The 18,816-nt window shown below is 70.9% G+C and carries 18 protein-coding genes; 5 read left to right on the top strand and 13 right to left on the bottom strand.

What is annotated here, in order from left to right:
• Positions 1-4 precede the first annotated feature (4 nt).
• Complete coding sequence (locus tag AN216_RS24045; RefSeq protein WP_070198810.1) at positions 5-964, bottom strand: NAD-dependent epimerase/dehydratase family protein; 960 nt, start codon at positions 962-964, stop codon at positions 5-7.
• 566 nt (positions 965-1,530) lie between these two features.
• Between AN216_RS24045 and AN216_RS24040 the strand changes: the two genes are divergently transcribed.
• The 3 genes from AN216_RS24040 (at position 1,531) to AN216_RS24030 (ending at position 4,530) form a co-directional block, all read left to right on the top strand.
• Positions 1,531-2,589, top strand: coding sequence for a class I SAM-dependent methyltransferase (locus AN216_RS24040; protein WP_070198809.1), 1,059 nt, complete (start codon positions 1,531-1,533; stop codon positions 2,587-2,589).
• A 169-nt stretch (positions 2,590-2,758) separates the two neighbouring features.
• Positions 2,759-3,496, top strand: a complete 738-nt coding sequence (locus tag AN216_RS24035) for a HEAT repeat domain-containing protein (RefSeq protein ID WP_070198833.1) — start codon at positions 2,759-2,761, stop codon at positions 3,494-3,496.
• Complete coding sequence (locus AN216_RS24030; RefSeq protein ID WP_070198808.1) at positions 3,490-4,530, top strand: MerR family transcriptional regulator; 1,041 nt, start codon at positions 3,490-3,492, stop codon at positions 4,528-4,530. The genes AN216_RS24035 and AN216_RS24030 overlap by 7 nt, the downstream gene beginning before the upstream one ends.
• A gap of 21 nt (positions 4,531-4,551) precedes the next feature.
• On the opposite strand, the gene AN216_RS24025 is transcribed toward AN216_RS24030, so the two are convergent.
• From AN216_RS24025 to AN216_RS23995, 7 genes are all read right to left on the bottom strand, one after another.
• Positions 4,552-4,989 (bottom strand): RidA family protein, encoded by a 438-nt coding sequence (locus AN216_RS24025; protein ID WP_070198807.1) that lies wholly within the window; start codon positions 4,987-4,989, stop codon positions 4,552-4,554.
• A 12-nt stretch (positions 4,990-5,001) separates the two neighbouring features.
• The gene (locus AN216_RS24020; RefSeq protein ID WP_070198806.1) at positions 5,002-6,006 is read right to left on the bottom strand and encodes a 5-oxoprolinase subunit C family protein; all 1,005 of its coding nucleotides are present in this window, start codon (positions 6,004-6,006) and stop codon (positions 5,002-5,004) included.
• The gene (locus tag AN216_RS24015; RefSeq protein ID WP_070198805.1) at positions 5,999-6,715 is read right to left on the bottom strand and encodes a 5-oxoprolinase subunit B family protein; all 717 of its coding nucleotides are present in this window, start codon (positions 6,713-6,715) and stop codon (positions 5,999-6,001) included. Before AN216_RS24015 ends, AN216_RS24020 begins: the two co-directional genes overlap by 8 nt.
• 191 nt (positions 6,716-6,906) lie before the next feature.
• The gene (locus AN216_RS24010; protein ID WP_070198804.1) at positions 6,907-7,695 is read right to left on the bottom strand and encodes a putative hydro-lyase; all 789 of its coding nucleotides are present in this window, start codon (positions 7,693-7,695) and stop codon (positions 6,907-6,909) included.
• A gap of 34 nt (positions 7,696-7,729) precedes the next feature.
• Positions 7,730-8,977 carry an NRAMP family divalent metal transporter gene (locus tag AN216_RS24005; RefSeq protein WP_070198803.1) on the bottom strand — a complete coding sequence of 416 codons (1,248 nt, stop codon included), beginning with the start codon at positions 8,975-8,977 and terminating at the stop codon, positions 7,730-7,732.
• A gap of 39 nt (positions 8,978-9,016) precedes the next feature.
• Positions 9,017-9,787 (bottom strand): LamB/YcsF family protein, encoded by a 771-nt coding sequence (locus tag AN216_RS24000; protein ID WP_070198802.1) that lies wholly within the window; start codon positions 9,785-9,787, stop codon positions 9,017-9,019.
• A gap of 211 nt (positions 9,788-9,998) precedes the next feature.
• Entirely contained in the window at positions 9,999-10,667 is a 669-nt protein-coding gene (locus AN216_RS23995) for a GntR family transcriptional regulator (protein ID WP_070198801.1), read from the bottom strand.
• Between the two features lie 154 nt (positions 10,668-10,821).
• Between AN216_RS23995 and AN216_RS23990 the strand changes: the two genes are divergently transcribed.
• Complete coding sequence (locus AN216_RS23990; protein ID WP_070198800.1) at positions 10,822-12,006, top strand: pyridoxal phosphate-dependent aminotransferase; 1,185 nt, start codon at positions 10,822-10,824, stop codon at positions 12,004-12,006.
• 11 nt (positions 12,007-12,017) lie between these two features.
• On the opposite strand, the gene AN216_RS23985 is transcribed toward AN216_RS23990, so the two are convergent.
• Together AN216_RS23985 and AN216_RS23980 are read right to left on the bottom strand one after the other, a co-directional pair.
• Entirely contained in the window at positions 12,018-12,608 is a 591-nt protein-coding gene (locus AN216_RS23985; RefSeq protein ID WP_070198799.1) for a GNAT family N-acetyltransferase, read from the bottom strand.
• A 73-nt stretch (positions 12,609-12,681) separates the two neighbouring features.
• Positions 12,682-13,104 (bottom strand): hypothetical protein, encoded by a 423-nt coding sequence (locus AN216_RS23980; RefSeq protein ID WP_070198798.1) that lies wholly within the window; start codon positions 13,102-13,104, stop codon positions 12,682-12,684.
• Positions 13,105-13,435: 331 nt separating this feature from the next.
• On the opposite strand from AN216_RS23980, the gene AN216_RS23975 reads away from it, so the two are divergent.
• The gene (locus tag AN216_RS23975) at positions 13,436-14,431 is read left to right on the top strand and encodes a pirin family protein (protein WP_070198797.1); all 996 of its coding nucleotides are present in this window, start codon (positions 13,436-13,438) and stop codon (positions 14,429-14,431) included.
• A 64-nt stretch (positions 14,432-14,495) separates the two neighbouring features.
• On the opposite strand, the gene AN216_RS23970 is transcribed toward AN216_RS23975, so the two are convergent.
• Genes AN216_RS23970 through AN216_RS23960 form a run of 3 tightly spaced genes read right to left on the bottom strand, consistent with a single transcriptional unit; the run spans position 14,496 to position 18,807 of the window.
• Positions 14,496-15,377 (bottom strand): enoyl-CoA hydratase-related protein, encoded by an 882-nt coding sequence (locus AN216_RS23970; RefSeq protein WP_244502633.1) that lies wholly within the window; start codon positions 15,375-15,377, stop codon positions 14,496-14,498.
• A gap of 5 nt (positions 15,378-15,382) precedes the next feature.
• A complete protein-coding gene (locus AN216_RS23965; RefSeq protein ID WP_244502632.1) occupies positions 15,383-17,647 on the bottom strand; it encodes an acetate--CoA ligase family protein in 2,265 nt (754 codons plus the stop codon).
• Positions 17,647-18,807, bottom strand: a complete 1,161-nt coding sequence (locus tag AN216_RS23960; RefSeq protein ID WP_070198796.1) for an acyl-CoA dehydrogenase family protein — start codon at positions 18,805-18,807, stop codon at positions 17,647-17,649. Before AN216_RS23960 ends, AN216_RS23965 begins: the two co-directional genes overlap by 1 nt.
• Between the last annotated feature and the right edge of the window lie 9 nt (positions 18,808-18,816).

Here is an 18,816-nt window from a genome sequence, read left to right as displayed (position 1 = left end):
GCGACTACGGGCCGTTTGATCCCGGCGCGTGGCCGGACTCCTGGCTCAGGTGGTAGGCCCAGGTGTCCGCGAGTCCTTCGGCGATGCCGACCTCCGGCCGCCAGCCGAGGACGTCCGCCGCGCGCCGGATGTCCAGCCACACGCTTTTGCGGTCGAACGAGCGTGCCGGCTCGCGTTCCACCGGTATCGGTCGCCCGACGGTGACTTCCAGATGCTGGAGCAGGTCGTCCAGCGAGGTCGGGAAGCCGGCGCCGATGTTCAGTACGGTCGGCCGGTCCGCCGCACGCAGCGCGGACTCCCTGCCGAGCACGCCGAACATCGCGTTCGCCACGTCGTCGACGTGCACGTAGTCCCTGCTTGACCCGCCGTGGCCGAGCATACGGAGCCGCTCGCCCGCCAGCAGCGCCTTCATCCAGTGCCCGACGACTCCGTAGCCCGCGGTGGTGCGCTGCCCGGGGCCGTACACGTTGGACAGCCGGAGCACCACGGGCGCGATCCAACCGGACGCGCGGGCCAGGGCGTCCTCCTGGTCGAGCTTGGCCCTGCCGTAGACGCTGCTCGGGCGCACGGGTGACCGCTCGTCGAACGGCGGCTCACATCCCGGGTCATACACCGTGCCACCCGAGGCCGCGATCGTCACCACCGGCCGTCGCTGGTTCTCCCGCAGCGTCTCGAGGAACGCCCGGAAGGCGGTGATCTCCTCTGTGGCCCGTTCCGGTTCCCGCTCGGCGATCGCCGGGCTGATCCGGCTCGCCAGGTAGAAGATGACGTCCGCCCGGCACAGCGCGGGGTCGGGCCGGGTGCCGCACACCGCCGGATCGGCGCTGGTGTAGCCGCGTGCCTCGACTCCGGCCCTGGAGAGGGCGCGCATCAGGCTGCCGCCGAGGAAGCCGTTGGCGCCGACGACGGCCACGACGGGCTCGGGCGGACGATGACAGCCGTTCGAAACGAGCGTTGCGGACATGCTTTCCCCCATGTGACGAACCAGTGACCCGTCCCCGGGCGGACACTGCGACCAGTCGTTCGCGCGCTCGCGTACTTCCGGAGCGAGATCGGAAGGCCGGCGCGGGAAGCGGACAACTCCGGTGACGGGCGGTGATATCGCGGTGCTGTTCGGCATGACGGGCCGCTCTTGGTCAACGCGGCTTGGCAGGGTATGAGGTCCTGCCGGACGACAGCCCCGTGATCACCGTCGACGCACCGTACCAGCCGCCGGTCGCACCGGCACCCCGAACCAACCGGCGTTCGGTGCGCGGGTGGCGCTGGCGAGGAGCCGCGAACGCGTCGACGTACGGCATCGGTTGGTCGGAGGTACGAGCCCGAGGTGGCCGGCGGGCCGCGACCGCTGCCCGGTAGGCGCGCGAGCCAGGGCACCGTCACGAGCAACCACCGTGTGACTACGACGACTTCAGCACCGCGCGTCACGAGCTCGTCCCTGGCGGTTGGGTAGCGGCTCCCGGCGCCTCGGGCCGTGGAGGAATCCGGTTGAGATCGGGCTGCGCCGCACCAGGAACGGTTAGCATCGCGCACATGACCACGAGAAGCGATGCGGTCGCCGAACGCAGACCGGCCTACCTGTCAGACCTCGCCGACGGAACCGACCGGTTCTTCGAGGAACGCAGGGAATCCTGCCCGTGGTGCGACTCCAAGCATCTCGACCTCCTGCTGCGGACCACGGACGTGATGCAGCACAAGCCGGGGGTCTTCGTCCTGGAATCCTGTGAGGACTGCGGGCACGTCTTCCAGAACCCCCGGCTGAACGAGGACGGACTCGAGTTCTACTACCGGGACTTCTATGACGGTCTCGGCGAAGAGAACATGAACAAGATCTTCGCGACCAAGCGCTCCGGCCACGACGGCCGGACCCACATGGTCGCGGCGGAGGAGCGGCCCAAGCAGTGGCTCGACGTGGGCACCGGGCACGGGCACTTCCTGGCCGACGCGAAGAGGGTGCTGCCGGACACCGAGTTCGACGGACTCGACCGGACCGACGGGGTGGTGATCGCCCAGCGGAAGGGGCGCGTCCGGGAGGCGTACCAGGGCAACTTCATCGACCTCGCCCCCGAGTTCACCGGTCGGTACGACGTGATCAGCATGTACCACTACCTGGAACACACCGTGGACCCCAAGGCGGAGATGGCCGCCGCGGCGGCGGCGCTTCCCGTGGGCGGGCACCTGGCGATCGAACTGCCCGACCCGGACTGTGCCTGGGCCCGGCTTCTCGGGAAGTGGTGGATATCCTGGCTGCAGCCGCAGCACCTCCACATGATCCCGATCGCCAACCTGCGCGCCGAGTTGAGTGATCTGGGGCTGACCGTCGTCTCCGAGCAGCGGGCTGAACCGCACAACGGGCAGGACGTCGTCAGTGCCGCGGTCCTCGCCATCAACGCCGCGCTGATCGGCGGGGAGGACCTGGCGTGGCGACCGGCCCCGCCCTCGCGTGCCCGCGCGCTGCTGCGCAAGATCACTTTCAACGCGAGTGTCCCGGTGCTCGCACTGGCCTACCTGACGGACCGGGTCTCCGCTCCGATCGGCGGCAAGCGCGGTCTGTCCAACACCTACCGGGTGCTCGCGCGACGGACTTCCTGACGGGTACGAGGCGGTCCGGCTCCGCCGTCGGCCGGCCCGCCGCCCCCGTGACCAGGTATGCCCCGACGGGGCGGGCACGGGTTTGACCTTGACACGGTGTTAAGGTTTCGACTTGGCGCAGGAGGTGGTCCCGATCAACACGACCAACGGAACCGCGCAGCGCACCCGGATGACCAACGCCCTGAGTGCCGAGGACTCCTCGGCTCGGCTTCAGGCGGCCCTGGCGGTTGGCTCGAGCCCGGACCCCGACCTTCTGGACGCGCTCGTCGAGCGGTGCGCGGTCGAACCGGACTTCTTCGTACGAGACATGCTGTCCTGGGCACTGACCCGCCTCCCCTCGGAGACCGTCCTGCCCCGGCTCCGTCCGGAACTGGACGCCGAACGCGCCCAGGCCCGTAGCCAGGCGCTGCACACGCTCTCCAAGATCGGTGACAAGAGCGCGTGGGCCTGGATCACCTGGGACATGCTGCGGGACGGCGACGACGAGGTCGCGCGGACCGCCTGGCGTGTCGCGGTCGTCCTCGTGCCCGAGGACGAGAGGAGGGAACTGGTCGACGAACTGGTCCCGCAACTCGGCCGCGGCGACCGCGGTATGCAGCTGAGTCTCAGCCGCGCCCTGGTCGACCTCGGGGACCTGATCACTCCTGCCCTGGAGAGGGCCACGGAACACCCCGACCCGGTGGTGGCCACGCATGCCCGTGCGACCGAGCTGCTCCGGCAGGATCCGGAGACCGGTTTCGACGCGGCGATCGACGAGGCCAAGCGAGTCCTCGCACTCGGCCCGGAACGAGCCGCTGCCGTCGCCGCGGACCGGCCGGAGGCCACCGAGACCTCGGAGACCGCGGGGACCGCCGAGGCTCCGGAGCCGACCGGGTCTGCCGAGACGACGGAGACCGCGGATTGCTGATCGGCGATGTCGCCCGCTACTCGGGGGTGAGTACCCGGATGCTCCGGCACTACGACACCCTCGGGCTGGTACGACCGAGCGGTCGTACCGTGGGCGGCTACCGCGAGTACTCCGCCGGGGACGTCCGCAGGATCTTCCATGTGGAGAGCCTGCGGTCCCTCGGGTTGTCGCTCAAGCAGGTCGGGCGCGCGCTGGAGGACCCGGCCTTCACGCCGTCCGCCCTGGTCGGCGACCTGATCCGTTGGGCCGAGGACCGCCTGGCGCAGGAACGGGAGTTGCTTGAGCGGCTCCGCGCGATCGACGCGTCCGCGCCCACCGGCTGGCAGGACGTCCTGCGCATCGTCGAACTCATGCAGGGGATCAACTCGAACAGCGCCGCGCGTAGGCAACAAGCCGTGCTGTCCCGGCCGGAGGGTGTGTCGGTTCCCGCCGAGCTGCTCGCCGGGGCGGTCCTGGCGGAAACCGACCCCAACGTCGCCGGCGCCCTGCGCTGGGCGCTCGCTCGATCCGGCGGCGACGGCATGTCGACGCTGGCCGCCGGCGCGCGTTCGGACGACGCCGACATCCGGCAGCGCGCGGTGCTCGCCATCGCGGAGATGTGCGAGGTCCCGGGCGCGGCCGCGGTGCTCGCCGACGCGCTCGGCGACCCGGACACGACGGTGCGCCGGCACGCCGCTCTGGCGCTGGGCAGGCGCGGAGTGACCGCGGCCGTACCGACACTCGTCGGCATGGTGGTCCAGGGAGTCAACGACGTCGACGCGGCAGAGGTCCTGGGGGTCCTGTCCGGCGAGCCCGGGTGCGCGGACCGGGTCACGACCGCGCTGGTCGACGAACTCGTCGCGTCCGCCGCGGACTCCGCGACCCGCATACGACTGGCCCAGGCGCTGGTCGAGTTGTCGGAGACTCCCCTGCGGGAGAGGGTCCTGCGCCAACTGGCCCAGGACGACGAGCGTGCTGTCGCTCTCGTCGTCTCGGCCTTCGTCGGCGGTTCCGCGGACGTGTCCGCCGAAGTTCGGGATGACGAGGGCGCGTGAGCGGGACTGGCGCGCCCGGTCTCAGTCCAGCGTCGCCGTCAGCTCGATCTCGACACACGCCCCGCCCGGCAACGAGGCCACTCCGATCGCCGAGCGGGCACACGCTCCGCGATCGGCGAGTACGCCGGCCAGCACGTCGGACGCCGCGTCGGCGACACGCGAGTGGTCGCGGAAGCCGGCGACTGCCGCCACGTACACGGTCATCCGGAGCATTCGCACCCGCTCGAGCGTCTCGTCCTCCAGCGTGAGCGCCAACAACGCGTTGCGTACCGCGATCCGGGCCGCCTCGCGCGCGTCGTCCAGCACGACCTCGGCGCCGACCAGGCCGGGAAACCGCATCTCGCCCCGCGAGCGCGGGGTCATCCCCGCGGTCGCGACGATCCCCCCGCAGCGTCTCACCGGCTGGTAGTGCCCTTGCGGGGCCGGAACCGGAAGTCCCGCCAACTCGGATGGTGTCATCGTCCCCTCACCTCACTCTCGCTCACGGGGACCGCCGGGCCGGGTGACGCGCAGCGAGTCGATGATCGTGGTCATACGCTCGCGCACCGACTCGATCACCTCCGCCTCCCGCAGCCGCAGCCGACGCGCGTCGGCGATCGTCAACGGTACGAACCGTACCGACGTGCCCGGTCGGGCCTGGGACAGCACGTTCATCGACGCCGTGCAGATGACCCCGACCACGGGGTATCCGGCCGACAACCCCCGGCCGCGGTTGAGTACCAGCAGTTCCTTGCCGCCGGCGACCTCGACCGCCCCGATCGGCAGCGCCCGGGAGAGGATCTCGCCCTTGTCGAGGCGGCGGGGGACACGTCCTTCCAGCCGCGCTCCCACCGCGTCGGTCCTGTCGGTCATGACGTAGTCGTCCTCGAACAACTCGCTCGCCCGGTCCTCGAACAGGTCGCGGTTCTCCCCCGGCAGTACGCCCAACTCCCCCTCGGCGAGCAGCGGTCCGCGCGGCGGATCGAACACGGGGAACGCGTACCGGCGGCCGGACGTGTCGAGGCGGTCGCCGCCGCAGGACAGGGTCGACCCCGGGGTGAGGTCGAAGCCGAAACCGAGGGTCCGGTCCGGGGACACGCTGCCCAGGAAGGTGTTCGCGCCGTGGAATCCGCCGAACACGCTGACGTAACCGCGGGTGCCGTCGCGGATGTCCCGTACGGTCAGTTCCCACCCGGCGGGCACCACGAGCGCCTGGTTCATCCGCGCCGAAAGGCCGCCGATCGTCACCTCGGCGCGCGCGCCGGTGACCGCCACGACGACCTCCACGTCGAAGCGGACGACGAGATCGGTCATCGTCGTCTCCAGCGACGGCAGGCTCGTCGGGTTCCCGACGAGCGCGTTGCCGTAGTGGTACGCGAACTGGTCGGGCGCGCCGTTGGCGGCGATGCCCCAGGACGCTCCGGCCGGGCGGCCCGCGTCCTGAAGGGCCGCGAAGGTCGCCTGAACGACGGTGGCCGTGCCGGACGTACTAGACACGGAAGTCCTCCATGGTGAGCCCCTCGTACGACGCCCAGTCGCCGTCGCCGATCGGGAAGTAGCTCAGGAGGTCGCCGGGGCGGTACGCGCACACCTCGTCGTGCCGGGTGGACACCAGCACGGCGGGAGTGCGTCCGATCAACCGCCACCCCGCGGGCGCGGGCACCGAGTAGATCAACGACTGGACACCCGCCACCGCGACCGAGCCCTCGGGCACCCGCACCCGGGGGTCACCGCGGCGCGGCACGGAGACGCCGTCCCGCAGGCCGTCCATCATCGGCGACGCCGCCGGAGCGCCGAAACAACGGACGAGGTACCACCGCGCGCTGTGCAGCGCGATCAGGTCCTCCTCGGTCTCCCCGAAGTGGTCCGCCACCATGCCGAGATCGGGGCCCGGCTCTCCTCCGTAGCGGACCGGGACACGGAACCGTCGCGGTTCGCGGTCGGCGGTCGCGGCCGTTCGGGTGTCTCGTGCCAGCGCGTACCGCAGCAGCGATTCGAGGTCCTCCAGCCGGACGCTCAGGCTGTCGAACTCGACGAGCGCGGAGTCGTACGTGGCCGCCACCCCGCTGATCGCCGGAAGCCGGAGCTCCTCCAGGCGGGACACCAGACGCCGTACGTCCTGCCACCGCTCCTCCGTGCCGCCTCCGGTGAACCGCACCCGGACGGCGGCGTCCCCCTGGGAGGTGATCTGAACGCCGTTTCGCACGCCGCCTCCTTGGGCCGTGTCGTTCGGATTTCTGCGGGGGTCGTTCTGGCGGGGCCTGCCTGCCACGCACACCTGCCGCGTGGTCGTCCCGACACGCGGCGCCGCTGCGCGCGTTCCCCTTGGCCTCCGACCTGGGGAGACCCCAGCACCAGGCCCCACTCCCTGATCCACGAAGATCCAAATCACACGACCTACGGTGTGACCAGTTCGGACTCGTGGATGTCGGTGATGGCCATCCGGCCCGGCGCGTGGGCGAGGGCGAACTCCGGACGCGACTCCATGACCATAGCCTGCGGTGTCACGCCACAGGCCCAGAAGACCGGCACGTCCCCGGCCCGGAGAGCCGGCGTGTCGCCCCAGTCCGGTGTCTCCAGATCGGTGATGCCGATGACGCTCGGGTCCCCGATGTGCACCGGAGCGCCGTGCACGGCCGGATACCGCGCGCAGACGCGCACGGTGTCCGGGACCCGGTGGGGCGGAACGCCCCGCATGGAGACCACCATCGATGAGGAGAACGCGCCCGCGGACTCGCAGGCGAGTGACGTCCGGTACATCGGCACGGTCGTCCCCGCTGCCGTGTGCCGCATCTCGATACCGGCCTCCGTCAGCGCCCGCTCGAAGCTGAACGAGCAACCGAAGAGGAAGGCGACGAGGTCCTCGCGCCACCGGCCGGAGACATCGGTTTCCTCCGCGACCAGTTCCCCGTGCTCGTACACGCGGTACGCGGGCACGTCCGTGGTGATGTCGCCCCGGAACCGGCCGCTTCCCGTGGCACCCGGGTCGAACACGTCCAGCAGCGGACACGCCTTGGGGTTGCGCTGTGCGAAGAGCATGAGATCGAACGCCTGCTCCCGGGGCACGGCCAACAGGTTGGCCTGCGCCCAGCCGTCGCACCAACCCGACGTGGTCCCGGCGTGCCCGTCCCTGATCCGCTGTCGCGCCTCTCCCGGGTCGAGGGAGCGCCGTGTGTCGCCGTCCATCGAGATTCGTCCTTCCTCACCTGCGGAGGTGTTGCTACTTCAGGAGTCCGAATACCGGCTCGAAAGCCAGCACCGCGAGCACCCAGGAGAGGGCCAGGCCGCCGACGCCCACCACGATGAGCCACCGGGGGTAGCGGTAGCCCTGCAGCAGGTCCCTCCGACGCCAGGCGATCCACATGGTCACGGAGAAGCCGAGGGGCAGCACCAGGCCGTTGAAGCCTCCGGAGAAGACGAGCACGGTGACGGGGGTCTGCCCGGCCAGCAGGAAGACGGTGCAGCAGGCCACGACGAACGCTCCGACCGCGAGCCCTTCCCGGTCCCGGATGCGGCGCGAGTAGGTCGAGATGAACGAGACCGAGGTGAACGACGCACCGATCACCGAGGACATAGCCGCGGCCCACAGCACCACACCGAATATCTTGAACCCGACGTCCCCGGCCGCCGCCTGGAAGGCGTCACCCGCCGGGTTCTTGGTGACGTCGAGGACCGTTCCGGTCGCCACGACGCCCAGCACCGCCAGGAACAGCAACCAGCGCATCACACCGGTCGCCACGACACCCACCGCCGAGGTGCGCGCGATCTCGCGGACCCTGCCGGGCCCGGTGATGCCGCTGGCCAGCAGTTTGTGCGCACCGGCATAGGTGATGTAGCCGCCGACGGTGCCACCGACGATCGTGGTGATCGCCAGGACGTCGATCTCCTCCGGGACGACGGTCTGTAGCGCGGCCTGGTCCACCGGCGGGGAGCTGATGACGGCGACGACCAGGGTCAGTCCGATCATGACCAGACCGAGCGGGATGGTCGTCGCGTCCATGAGCTTGATGAAGTACCGGTTCACGAAGATGACCAACGCGAGCACCGTGGTGATGACCGCACCCCACCGCGGGTCGAGCCCGAACAGCACCTTGATTCCCAGCCCGGCGCCCGCGACGTTGCCCATGTTGGCGATGAAGCCGCAGATGAACACGATGACGCTGAGGACGACGCCCAGCCCCGGAAGCACCCGCTGCGCCAGTTCCTGGGCGTGCAGGCCGGAGACGCCGACCACGCGCCACACGTTCATCTGGATTGCGAGGTCCAGCAGGACCGAGATCAGGATGCCGAAGGAGAAGGCGGCGCCCAACTGCTGCGTGAAGGTCGCCGTCTGGGTGAGGAAGCCCGGGCCGATGGCGCTGGTCGCCATCAGGGCGATGGCGCCGAAGAGTGGCATCACCCGGCCGACGAACTTCGACCGAGGCGACGGCGCCGAAGCGGACGCGACATGATGCTCGGTGTCACTCATGAGCGGTGATCCCTTCTGGGAAGGTGCAGAGGAGACGGTCTAGCGAACGGGGCCGGACCACGCGGCGACTTCCACACCGGCGGATTCGAGACGTCCGCGGACGGTGGACGCCGAGGACACGGCGTCCGGACCGTCCCCGTGGACGAGGATGCTGTCGCAGGGCAGGTGCAGCGTCGCGCCCGAGATGGTGGTGATGGTCCCGTCGACGGCCATCCGGACGGCGCGCGCGGCGACCTCTTCAGGGTCCTCGACGAGAGCGCCGGGGAGAGCCCGGCGTACGAGCGTGCCGTCGTCGTCGTAGGCGCGGTCGGGGAAACCGACGCGGGCGACCGGCAGCCCCTCCTCCTCGGCCGCGCGGATCATCCAGCCTTCCTGGTAGGCCACGGTGAGCCGCGGGTCGAAGGCGCGTACCGCACGGGCGACGGCACGGGCGTAATCCTCCCGGACCACCGTCATGTTGCCCAGGCTGCCGTGCGGGAGCACGTGGTGCAGGCGGTGGCCGTGGGGCCGCAGGAACGCCTCGAGGGCACCGAGCTGGTAGAGGACGTCGGCTTCGAGGTCGGAGGGCGGGAGTTCGATCGGACGCCTGCCGAACCCGCGCAGGTCGGGGAAACTCGGCTGCGCGCCCACGGCGACTCCGCGCTCCACGCAGAGGGCGACGGTGTCCCGGATCGTCGAGGGGTCCCCGGCGTGGAAGCCGCAGGCGACGTTGGCCGACGTGACGATACGGGTCAGTGCCTCGTCGTCCGTCATCGTCCACGCGCCGTACCCCTCGCCGAGGTCAGCAGTGAGATCGATGGGCCTCGACATGGTCCTCCTTTGGACGTCGTCACCCTGAGCCGGCCCACGCGATCTGACGGGAAGCGCGAGGCGCCGGCGAGGAACCCGTGAAGCGCGTTCGCACGATGAGTGGTGTCGCGGACGGGGCTGAGCCTGAGCCGATGAGCACCACCCTCACCCCGTCAACGTCGAATGTCAACATTGGCGGAAAATCGTTCTTACGGCTTCTGGATGGCTCGGGTCAGTCGCCCAACCGGCCGAGCAGCCCTTCCAGTGCGGACTCCACGTGCTGCTCGGCGTATCGACCGGCGGTTTCCACATCGCCGCTGGTCAGAATCTCGGCGTACCGCGAGTGTTCGGCGACGAGCGACGAGTCGTACCCGCTCTCGGGCTCGGCGCTGCGCACGAGCTGGTACAGGCGGATCTGGGAGCGGATGGCCTGCCACGCGCTGGTCAGGGGTGCGTTGTCGGCCACCTCGTACACCGCGTCGTGGAACTCGAGGTCGGCGCGCACCACCTCGCTGCGTGCCGCCCCGTCCGTCACCGCGGAGCGCAGGCTCTCCAGTGCGGGGGAGAAGCCGTCCGCGCGCGTGTGATGCGCCGCGCCCTGGGCGGCGATCCGGTCGAGACCGGCACGCAGCCGGTAGAGGTTCCTGGCGTGGTCGCGGGACACCGGGATCACCGTGGCGGGCCGGTGCCAGCCGGTGCGGATGATGCCCTCGCGCTCCAGGATCGACAGCCCTTCCCGTACGGACCCCCGGCTGACGGTCAGCGACTCCGCCAGGGACCCCTCCCTGAGTTCCTCTCCCGGCCGAAAGCTTCCGTCCATGATCGCTTCGCGGATCATGTGGGCGGCTTCGGCGGCGATGCCACGGGCGTTCACGGGTCCGATCGGAGCTGCTGCGCGCATGGTGAGATTATGCCATCGACGTCAATGTCGAATGTTGACATTAATCGCCGATTGCCAGCAGACTTGTCGCGCCGAGGCGAGCGTTCCACCACACCCGGCTTGACCAGCCTCCGCTCCCGCGCACCAGGCGACAGCCTTCGAGAGGATGAATGACATGGCCGCGGCTCCTCGCCCCGCTCCGTACCGTTTCCAGCGCATAGGCGCCGATCACGCGCCTGGACAGGAACAGAGCCAGGTCGCCCGGGGCCTGCGCCACGTGGACTTCTCGCACGGCGACGTCAGCGCGTTCCCGCCGCCACCCGAAGTCGTCGACGCCGTCACCTCGGCGATGCGGGACGGTGGCCGCTACGCCTACTCGCCGTACCGGGGTCATCCGTTCATCCGGGACCTCGTCGGACAACGGCTCAGTGCCTTCACCGGCGCACCGATCGACCCCGGAAGCGAGGTCATCGTCACGCCCGGAACGCAGGGCGGGTTGTTCCTCGCCCTGTCGGCGCTGGTCGAACGAGGCGACGAGGTGGCCGTCGTGGCCCCTGACTACTTCGCCAACCGCAAGATCGTGGAGTACCTCGAGGCCACCCCGGTGCCTGTCGACCTGGCGTACCGCACGAGGGGCGACGAAGCCGCGCGGTTGGACCTCGACCGGCTCCGTACGGTGTTCCGGGCCGGGGCCCGGCTGCTTGTCTTCTCCAACCCGAACAACCCGACGGGCGCGGTGTACACGGCCGACGACATCGAGGAGATCGCGCGGCTCGCCGCCGAGTTCGACGCCTTCGTCGTCGTCGACCAGCTCTACTCGCGCCAGGTCTTCGACCAGAGGCCGTTCACGCACCTGCGCGCGCACGCACGGGAGCGCTGCCTGACCCTCGTCGGCCCGTCCAAGACCGAGTCCGTCTCCGGCTGCCGGGTCGGCGTCGCGGTCGCTCCGCCCGAGATCGTCGATCGTATGGAGCAGCTGCAGGGCATCGTCTCGCTGCGGGCGGCCGGGTACATGCAGGCGGCCCTGGAGCCCTGGTTCGTCGAGGCCGAGGGCTGGCTGGATCAACGGATCATCGACCACGCGCGGATCAGGGACGACCTGCACGCGGTGTTCGGCGCCAGCGCCGACCTCGGCACGCGGCTCACCGAGGGTGGCAGCTACCTGTTCCTGGAGGTGCCCGCCGCGAAGGGCCGGATCGACGAGTTCGTGCGACAACTCCGTACGGAGGCGGCCGTGACCGTCACCCGTGGCCCGGAGTTCGGGGACTTCCCCGCCGCGGTCCGGCTGAACTTCTCCCAGGACCACCAGGCGGCCGTGGACGCCGCGCGCCGCATCGTGGACGTGGCCGCTCGGTGGTGAGGCGACACGGCCTACGCCGCGTTGCCCGTCCGGTGCAGGTCGGCGCCGTATGTGTGGGCGGCCAGCGGCCGGTCGAGGTCGCCCGCGCGCAGCCGGTAGACGTCGAGGTGCAGGCCGTAGTACTTGTCGGTTTCCCCCACCCACTCCATGCCGATGCGTTTGGCCGTGGCCGCGGCGCGAGTGTTGGTGGGGCGTACGACGGCGAGGATCTCGTCGATCCCGGGTTGCCCGAGTGCCCAGTGGGCGGCGGTGTGGCCGGCTTCGGAGGCGTAGCCGTGGCCCCACGCGTCGGGCGCGAGCTGCCAGCCGATCTCCAGGTCGTCACCGCGTGGCGGAAGGTAGAGCAGGTGGACACCGCCGAGGAGGCGGCCCTCCCCGGTCAGTTCGACCGCCCACCGTCCCGTGGGCGGGATGGCACGGCTGTCCTCCGCGATCCACTGTTGCAGCACGAGACGCATCCCCTGGGCGTCATCGACGGTGTCCATGCCGGGACTCAGCCAGCGGGCGACCTCGGGACGGCCGTAGACGGCGACGGCCGCGTCGACGTCGTCCAGCGTCCAGGTTCGGAGCGTCAGTCTGTCCGAGGTGAGGCTGGTGGCCATGGCGTCCTCCCTCATTCGGGATTGCCGTCGCCGGCGGAGTGGTGTCGTACGGGCCAGCGGCCGGGCGGGGTGGTCAGCTCCGGCGAGTGGCCTCGTCGATGACGAACCCGAGCCCGATGCCGAACATCCAGACGTCCTTCGCCAAGGCGGTGCCCTGCGCGGTGGGACGTAGGCTGCCCTCCTCGCGCATCCCCGGAGTGCGCAGGTAGATCCCCAGCAGCCCGGCGGAGAACGCCGTGAGACCGGCCCCGGCGACGAGCGTCGGCACGACCGGGAGCAGGAGGGCGGTACCGAGGGCCAACTCGCCTGACGAGAGAAGGCGCGCGAAGGTCGCCGGCGGCAGCTTGTCGAGGAACGGGTAGGTGCCTTTGGCCATGCCGTGCACTTGGGCGGCGGCCTCCTCGTCGAGGTCACGTTTCGACAGGCCGGAGTTGAGGATGAAGGCTCCCGTGGTCAGGCGCGGTGCCACGTGCCTGAGTTCGATGGGCAAACGCATGGGAACTCCAGGTGGCTCGAGAGTTCGACCGTGGGCTGGTTGGTGTCTTGGGGTGCCCTCGCAGGGCGGGCGTGGGAGCGACCGGCTGGCATGGCACCCGGTCGGGACGCTGCGGCCCCGGGCGGGGAGCGTGCCGCACGCTCAGGCTTCCCGCACTGCCATTGTTGGCCGCCTGTCGTAGCGGCGCCAGCCGGGCCATGGGCTTCGCCCGCTGTGTACGGGGGATCACCGGAACGGGTACGTTCCCACCCGAAATATTTTATGTTTCAAGTAAGTTGTTGACGGCGGGACCGTGGGAGGCTCCCCGGTCCCCGTGAAGGGAGCATCGTCCATGCCTGCCGTGACCGCCGACACCCTCACACTGCCACGCGTCACCCGGCCCCCTGAGCGGGGGACCGCATGGCGCCAGGTGGCGACCAGCGTCACCGCTCGCCGACAGATGGAGGGCGAGGGATTCGAGGTTCGCCGCCCGTTCCCCGGAACGGACCTGTCCCTCGCCGACCCGTTCCTGTTGCTCGATCACCTGGGTGCTGTCGAGTACGGCCCGGGAGAGGCGAAAGGCGCGCCGTGGCATCCGCACCGCGGCTTCGAGACCGTGACCTACATGATGGACGGCGCCTTCGAGCACCGGGACTCCACCGGTGGCGGCGGCCTGATCACCGAGGGCGCCACCCAGTGGATGACCGCGGGCGCTGGCGTGCTGCACTCCGAGCTGCCGCCGCAGGACTTCGTCGCCCGCGGTGGCCTCTTCCACGGCGTCCAGCTGTGGGTGAACCTGCCGAAGGAGCTGAAGTGGACGCCCGCTCGCTACCAGGACATCCGGGCGGGCGAGACCGTGCTGCTCTCCAGCGACGACGGAGGTGCCCTGCTCCGGTTGATCGCCGGTGAACTCGACGGCCACCGTGGCCCGGGGATGACCCGGACGCCGATCACGTACGTGCACGCCACCGTCGCCCCCGGCGCCCGCCTCGCCCTTCCCTGGCCCGAACGCTTCAACGCCCTGGTGTACGCCCTGGCCGGCCGGGGAACCGTCGGCACGAGCCGGCTGGCCGAGGGGCAGCTGGCCGTCCTCGGTCCAGGTGAGGCCCTCTCCCTGCAGGCCGCGCGGGACCAGGACTACAACGGCAGCCGGGGTGGCTTTGAGGTGCTGCTGTTGGGCGGGTCGCCCCTCCACGAACCGGTCGCCCGTTACGGCCCGTTCGTGATGAACACCAAGCCCGAGATCATCCAGGCCATGGAGGACTTCCAGGCTGGACGGCTCGGCGTGAACGCGCCTGAGGAGGTACCGCACCACACGTCGGCGGACGAGAAGCTCCGCGGGTCGTAGACCGGCTGGGCGGGCCGGGCGGTCGGGTACCACTCGCGGCACCCGGCCGACACCCGTGCCGCCCTCAGCGGCCCTGCCACCGTGGGGGCCGCTTCTCGGCGAAGGCACGCGGCCCCTCCCGCGCGTCCCGCGAGGCGAGCATGGTGCCGTAGCAGGGCAACTCACCGCTGCGCAGCCGCCCGTAACCCGAGGGGACGTCGAGCGTCTCGGTCTCCCTGAGCACTTCCTTGACGGCGGCGATCGCGAGTGGCGCGCCCCGCGCGACGCGTCCGCCGAGGGAGACCGCGGCGTCGACCGCCGTGCCGGGGCCACCGGTCACCTCGTTCACGAGGCCCCAGCGGGCGGCCTCCGGGGCGGCCATCCGGCGTCCGGTGAGCAGGAGTTCGTTCGCGATGGCCGAGGGCAGCCGTTTGGGGAGGCGGAGGACGCCGCCCGAATCCGCGATCATGCCGATGCCGGTCTCCGGCAGTCCGAACTCCGCGTGTTCCTCGGCGACAATCAGGTCAGCCGCCAGGGCGAGTTCGAAGCCGCCGCCCAGAGCGAGTCCGTTCACCGCCGCGATCACCGGCTTGTCCAGGTCGAAGAGTTCCGTCAGGCCGGCGAATCCGCCGGGTCCGTGATCGGCTTCGATGCCCTCACCGCCGGCCGCCGCCGCCTTGAGGTCCCAGCCGGCCGAGAAGAACCGCTGGCCCGCCGCGGTGATCACGGCGACACGCAGCGCGTCGTCCCGCCGCAGCCGGTCGAACGCCGCGTACAGCTTCCGGCTGGTGGGCACGTCGATCGCGTTCGCCTTCGGCCGGTCGAGCGTGATGACGAGTACGCCGTCGCGTACGTCCAACCGCACCGGTTCCTCCCGCGCGTGCCGCTCCTGGTCGGGCTGGTCCGTGTGCGTGTCCATCGGTGCGTGCTCTCCCTCGCAGTCGTGCGTGTCTCTGACCCCGGTCATCCCGGTCACTGTGCTGTCCCTGGTTCGTACGCCTCGCGCCGGACCAGGGCGTCCACGGCCACGGCCCCCTCACCGTCGGGCAGTACGAGCAGCGGGTTCACGTCGACCTCGGCCACGGAATCCTGGTGCGCGTACCGGGCGATGGCCCGCACGGCTTCGACGGCCGCCGCCGTGTCGCCCGGCGGCGCTCCCCGGAACCCCTCCAGCAGGGGCCGGATCCGCAGCGATCCGAGCGCGCTCACGATCTCGGACCGGCGGGCCGGCAGCAGCAGCGTCGCCGTGTCCCGTACGACCTCGACAAGCACGCCCCCGGCGCCGATGGTGAGGGCGTGGCCGAACTGCGGGTCCCGGTGCACGCCGACGATCAGTTCGGCGACCGCTCCCGGCACCAGCTCCTCGACCAGGAAGCGGTCGGCAAGCGGTGCCATGGCGCGGACCGCGTCCCGTACGGCGGCCTCGTCGGTCAGTCCGACCCGTACGCCACCCGCCTCGGTCTTGTGCGCGAGCGTGTGCGAGAGCGCCTTGACGACCACGGGGAAGCCCAGTTCGGCGGCGAGCCGCGCGGCCTCGTCCGGGGCACGGTCCGGCCCCTGCCGGGTCACGCCGCCCCGTGGGACACGCAGGCCGTGGCCGGCCAGCGCCTGCTTCGCCGCGAACTCGTCCAGCGGGCCGCGCTGTTCGGGCTGTTCCGGCTGTTCGTACGAGCCGTGCGGGTGCGAGGAGCGTACGCGCGCCCCGACCCGTACGGTCGCCGGCCCGTCCGGCGACAGGACGGGCTCGTCCAGGTGCCGCCGCCGAGCCACGCCGATCGTATGGGCCGCCGCCACCGCGCGGACGCAGTCGGCCATGCCGTGCATCGGCGCCACACCCTGGGCCAGGAGCCGGCTGCCGGTCTCCTCCGGCAGCCCCTCGGGCAACGAGCTGACCACGCAGGCCGGTGCGCCGGTCTCCCGGGCGGCGGCGGCGTACGCCTCCCATGTGGTCGTCCAGTGCTGTGGTGCGCAACGGTCATTACGGGGAAGGTCGAGCAGCAGCAGGTTCACGTCGAAGCCCGAGTCCAGCAGCGCGGTGAAGCAGGCCCGCTGTGCCTCGGCGTCGCCCCAGATGTACGTGTGGTAGTCGAGCGGGTTGGTCACGTGCACCCGTTCGCCCAGGACCGTGCGCAGCCGCGTGGTCACGCCCTCGGGCAGCTCGGGGAGTTCGGCGCCGTGCCGCTGCGCCACGTCGGCCATCAGCGCGGCCTCCCCGCCGGAGCAGCTCGCGGAGGTGATCCGCTTCCCGTCCAGAGAGCCGTGCACATGCAGGAACTTGAGGGTCTCCAGAAGAGTCCCCGTCTCGTGCACCCGAGCGATCCCGAGTCGCCGGAACAGCGCGTCCCACAGCACGTCGGAGCCGGCGAGCGAGCTGGTGTGGCTCAGATTGGCGCGGGCGCCCAGCTCGGAGCTGCCGGTCTTGACGGCCACGAGCGGCACGCCCCTGCTCAGCGCGGTCAGCGCCGCCCGCGCGAAGCCGCGCACGTCGTCGATGCCCTCCAGGTGCAGCCCGATCGCCGTCACCCGGGGATCGTCGAGCACCCCCTCGATCAACTCCGGTACGCCGGTCACCGCGCCGTTGCCCGCCGTGATGACGTACGCCAGCGGCACCGAGCGACGCTGCATGGTCAGGTTCTGCGCGATGTTGCCGCTCTGGGTGATGAGGGCGACGCCGCTCTGGACCCTGGTGCCGCCGTGCTGGTCGGCCCACAGGGCGCTGCCGTCCAGGTAGTTGAGCACGCCGATGCAGTTGGGGCCGATGACCGGCATCCCGTCCGCCGCGTCGCGCAGCCGCCCTTGGAGCCGGGCGCCTTCGGCGCCCTCCTCGGCAAAGCCGGCGGCGTAGCACACCGCACCGCCGGCGCCGTGCGCCGCCAACTCGGCGACCACGGGCACCGTGGCCTCGTTCGGCAGGGCGAGCAGCGCGGCGTCGGGCGCCTCGGGCAACGCGGCCACGCTTCGCTGGCAGGGCAGTCCCTCGATGGTCTCCCGGCGCGGGTGTACGGGCCATATCGCGCCGGTGAAGCCGATGGCGCGGCACTGCCGTACGGCCTCCGCCGCGCTCGCCCCGCCGAACACGGCGATATGGCGCGGGGCGAGCAGCCGCCGCATCCGGTCCGGGTGTCGTACGACGGTCGGTGTCCGCTCCCGGTGTCGTACGGCAAGCGGTGTCCGCTCGCCGCTCTCACCGGCCGGCGGGTCCTCGTCATGCCTCCGCGGTTCGTCGCCCCCGCCCATCAGGAACCCAGCGGGCGCAGCATGGCGCGGGAGATGATGTGGCGCTGGATCTCGCTGGTGCCGTCCCAGATGCGCTCGACACGAGCGTCGCGCCAGTACCGCTCGATCGGCAGTTCCTCCATGAGCCCCATGCCGCCGAAGACCTGCACGGCCCGGTCGGTGATCCGGGCCAGCGCCTCGGTGGCGTAGAGCTTGGCCATGGCCACGTCCTGGTCGGTCATGGTGCCCTGGTCCTGCTTCCACGCGGCCCGCAGCGTCAGCAGCTCGGCCGCCTCCAGCTCGGTCGCCATGTCGGCGAGGGGGAAGCCGACGCCCTGGAAACGTCCGATGGACTGTCCGAACTGCTCGCGCTCGGCGGCCCACTGGGTGGTCATCTCCAGTACGCGGCGGGCTCGGCCGACGCTGGTGGCCGCGACCGAGAGCCTGCTGGCGCCCAGCCATTCGCCCATCAGCTCGAAGCCCCTGCCCTCCTCGCCGAGTCGCTGCCCGACGGGGACGCGGGCGTCCGTGAAGGAGAGCTCGCACTGGTGGTAGCCGCGGTGGGAGACACAGGCCGAGCCGCGCCGAACCTCGACGCCCGGGGTGTCGAGGTCCACGAGGAAGGCGGTGATCAGGCTCTTGGTGCCACGGGACGTCTCCTCGGTCCCGGTGGCGGCGAAGAGGACGGCGAAGTCGGCGGCGTCCGCGTGACTGATGAAGTGCTTGGTGCCGTTCAGGACGTACGTGTCGCCGACCCGCTCGGCGCGGGTCTTCATGCCCCGGATGTCCGAGCCGGCGCCTGGTTCCGTCATGGCCAGGCAGTCGTGGCGTTCGCCCCGGATGGTGGGGAGCAGATAGCGCTCCCGCTGCTCGCCCTGGCAGGCCTCCAGGATGTTGCTGGGCCGGGCGACGAGCATCTGCAACGCGTAGCCCGTACGCCCCAGTTCGCGCTCGACGAGGGTCATGCTCACCGCGTCGAGGCCGGCGCCGCCTAGCTCGGCGGGCATGTTCGCGGCGTAGAGGCCGACGTCGAGCGCCTTCCTCCGCACGCGTTCGGCGAGCTCCGGTGGCACCTCGTCCTGCCGCTCCACCTCATCGGCGTACGGGTCGAGTTCGGTGGTGACGAACTTCCGCACGGTCTCGACCATCAGTCGTTGTTCGTCCGTCAGCTGGAAATGCATGTGCCGCTC

The sequence above is a fragment of the Streptomyces oceani genome (assembly GCF_001751245.1).
In the GTDB taxonomy this organism is placed as follows: Bacteria; Actinomycetota; Actinomycetes; order Streptomycetales; family Streptomycetaceae; genus Streptomyces; species Streptomyces oceani.
This window is presented reverse-complemented; position numbering and strand designations above follow the sequence as displayed.

Excerpts from the sequence above, each read along its gene's own strand:
- AN216_RS24045 (WP_070198810.1), bottom strand. The coding sequence starts at position 964 with ATGTCCGCAACGCTCGTTTCGAACGGCTGTCATCGTCCGCCCGAGCCC.
- AN216_RS24040 (WP_070198809.1), top strand. The coding sequence starts at position 1,531 with ATGACCACGAGAAGCGATGCGGTCGCCGAACGCAGACCGGCCTACCTG.
- AN216_RS24035 (WP_070198833.1), top strand. The coding sequence starts at position 2,759 with ATGACCAACGCCCTGAGTGCCGAGGACTCCTCGGCTCGGCTTCAGGCG.
- AN216_RS24025 (WP_070198807.1), bottom strand. The coding sequence starts at position 4,989 with ATGACACCATCCGAGTTGGCGGGACTTCCGGTTCCGGCCCCGCAAGGG.
- AN216_RS24010 (WP_070198804.1), bottom strand. The coding sequence starts at position 7,695 with ATGGACGGCGACACACGGCGCTCCCTCGACCCGGGAGAGGCGCGACAG.
- AN216_RS24005 (WP_070198803.1), bottom strand. The coding sequence starts at position 8,977 with ATGAGTGACACCGAGCATCATGTCGCGTCCGCTTCGGCGCCGTCGCCT.
- AN216_RS24000 (WP_070198802.1), bottom strand. The coding sequence starts at position 9,787 with ATGTCGAGGCCCATCGATCTCACTGCTGACCTCGGCGAGGGGTACGGC.
- AN216_RS23995 (WP_070198801.1), bottom strand. The coding sequence starts at position 10,667 with ATGCGCGCAGCAGCTCCGATCGGACCCGTGAACGCCCGTGGCATCGCC.
- AN216_RS23990 (WP_070198800.1), top strand. The coding sequence starts at position 10,822 with ATGGCCGCGGCTCCTCGCCCCGCTCCGTACCGTTTCCAGCGCATAGGC.
- AN216_RS23985 (WP_070198799.1), bottom strand. The coding sequence starts at position 12,608 with ATGGCCACCAGCCTCACCTCGGACAGACTGACGCTCCGAACCTGGACG.
- AN216_RS23980 (WP_070198798.1), bottom strand. The coding sequence starts at position 13,104 with ATGCGTTTGCCCATCGAACTCAGGCACGTGGCACCGCGCCTGACCACG.
- AN216_RS23975 (WP_070198797.1), top strand. The coding sequence starts at position 13,436 with ATGCCTGCCGTGACCGCCGACACCCTCACACTGCCACGCGTCACCCGG.
- AN216_RS23970 (WP_244502633.1), bottom strand. The coding sequence starts at position 15,377 with ATGACCGGGGTCAGAGACACGCACGACTGCGAGGGAGAGCACGCACCG.
- AN216_RS23965 (WP_244502632.1), bottom strand. The coding sequence starts at position 17,647 with ATGGGCGGGGGCGACGAACCGCGGAGGCATGACGAGGACCCGCCGGCC.
- AN216_RS23960 (WP_070198796.1), bottom strand. The coding sequence starts at position 18,807 with ATGCATTTCCAGCTGACGGACGAACAACGACTGATGGTCGAGACCGTG.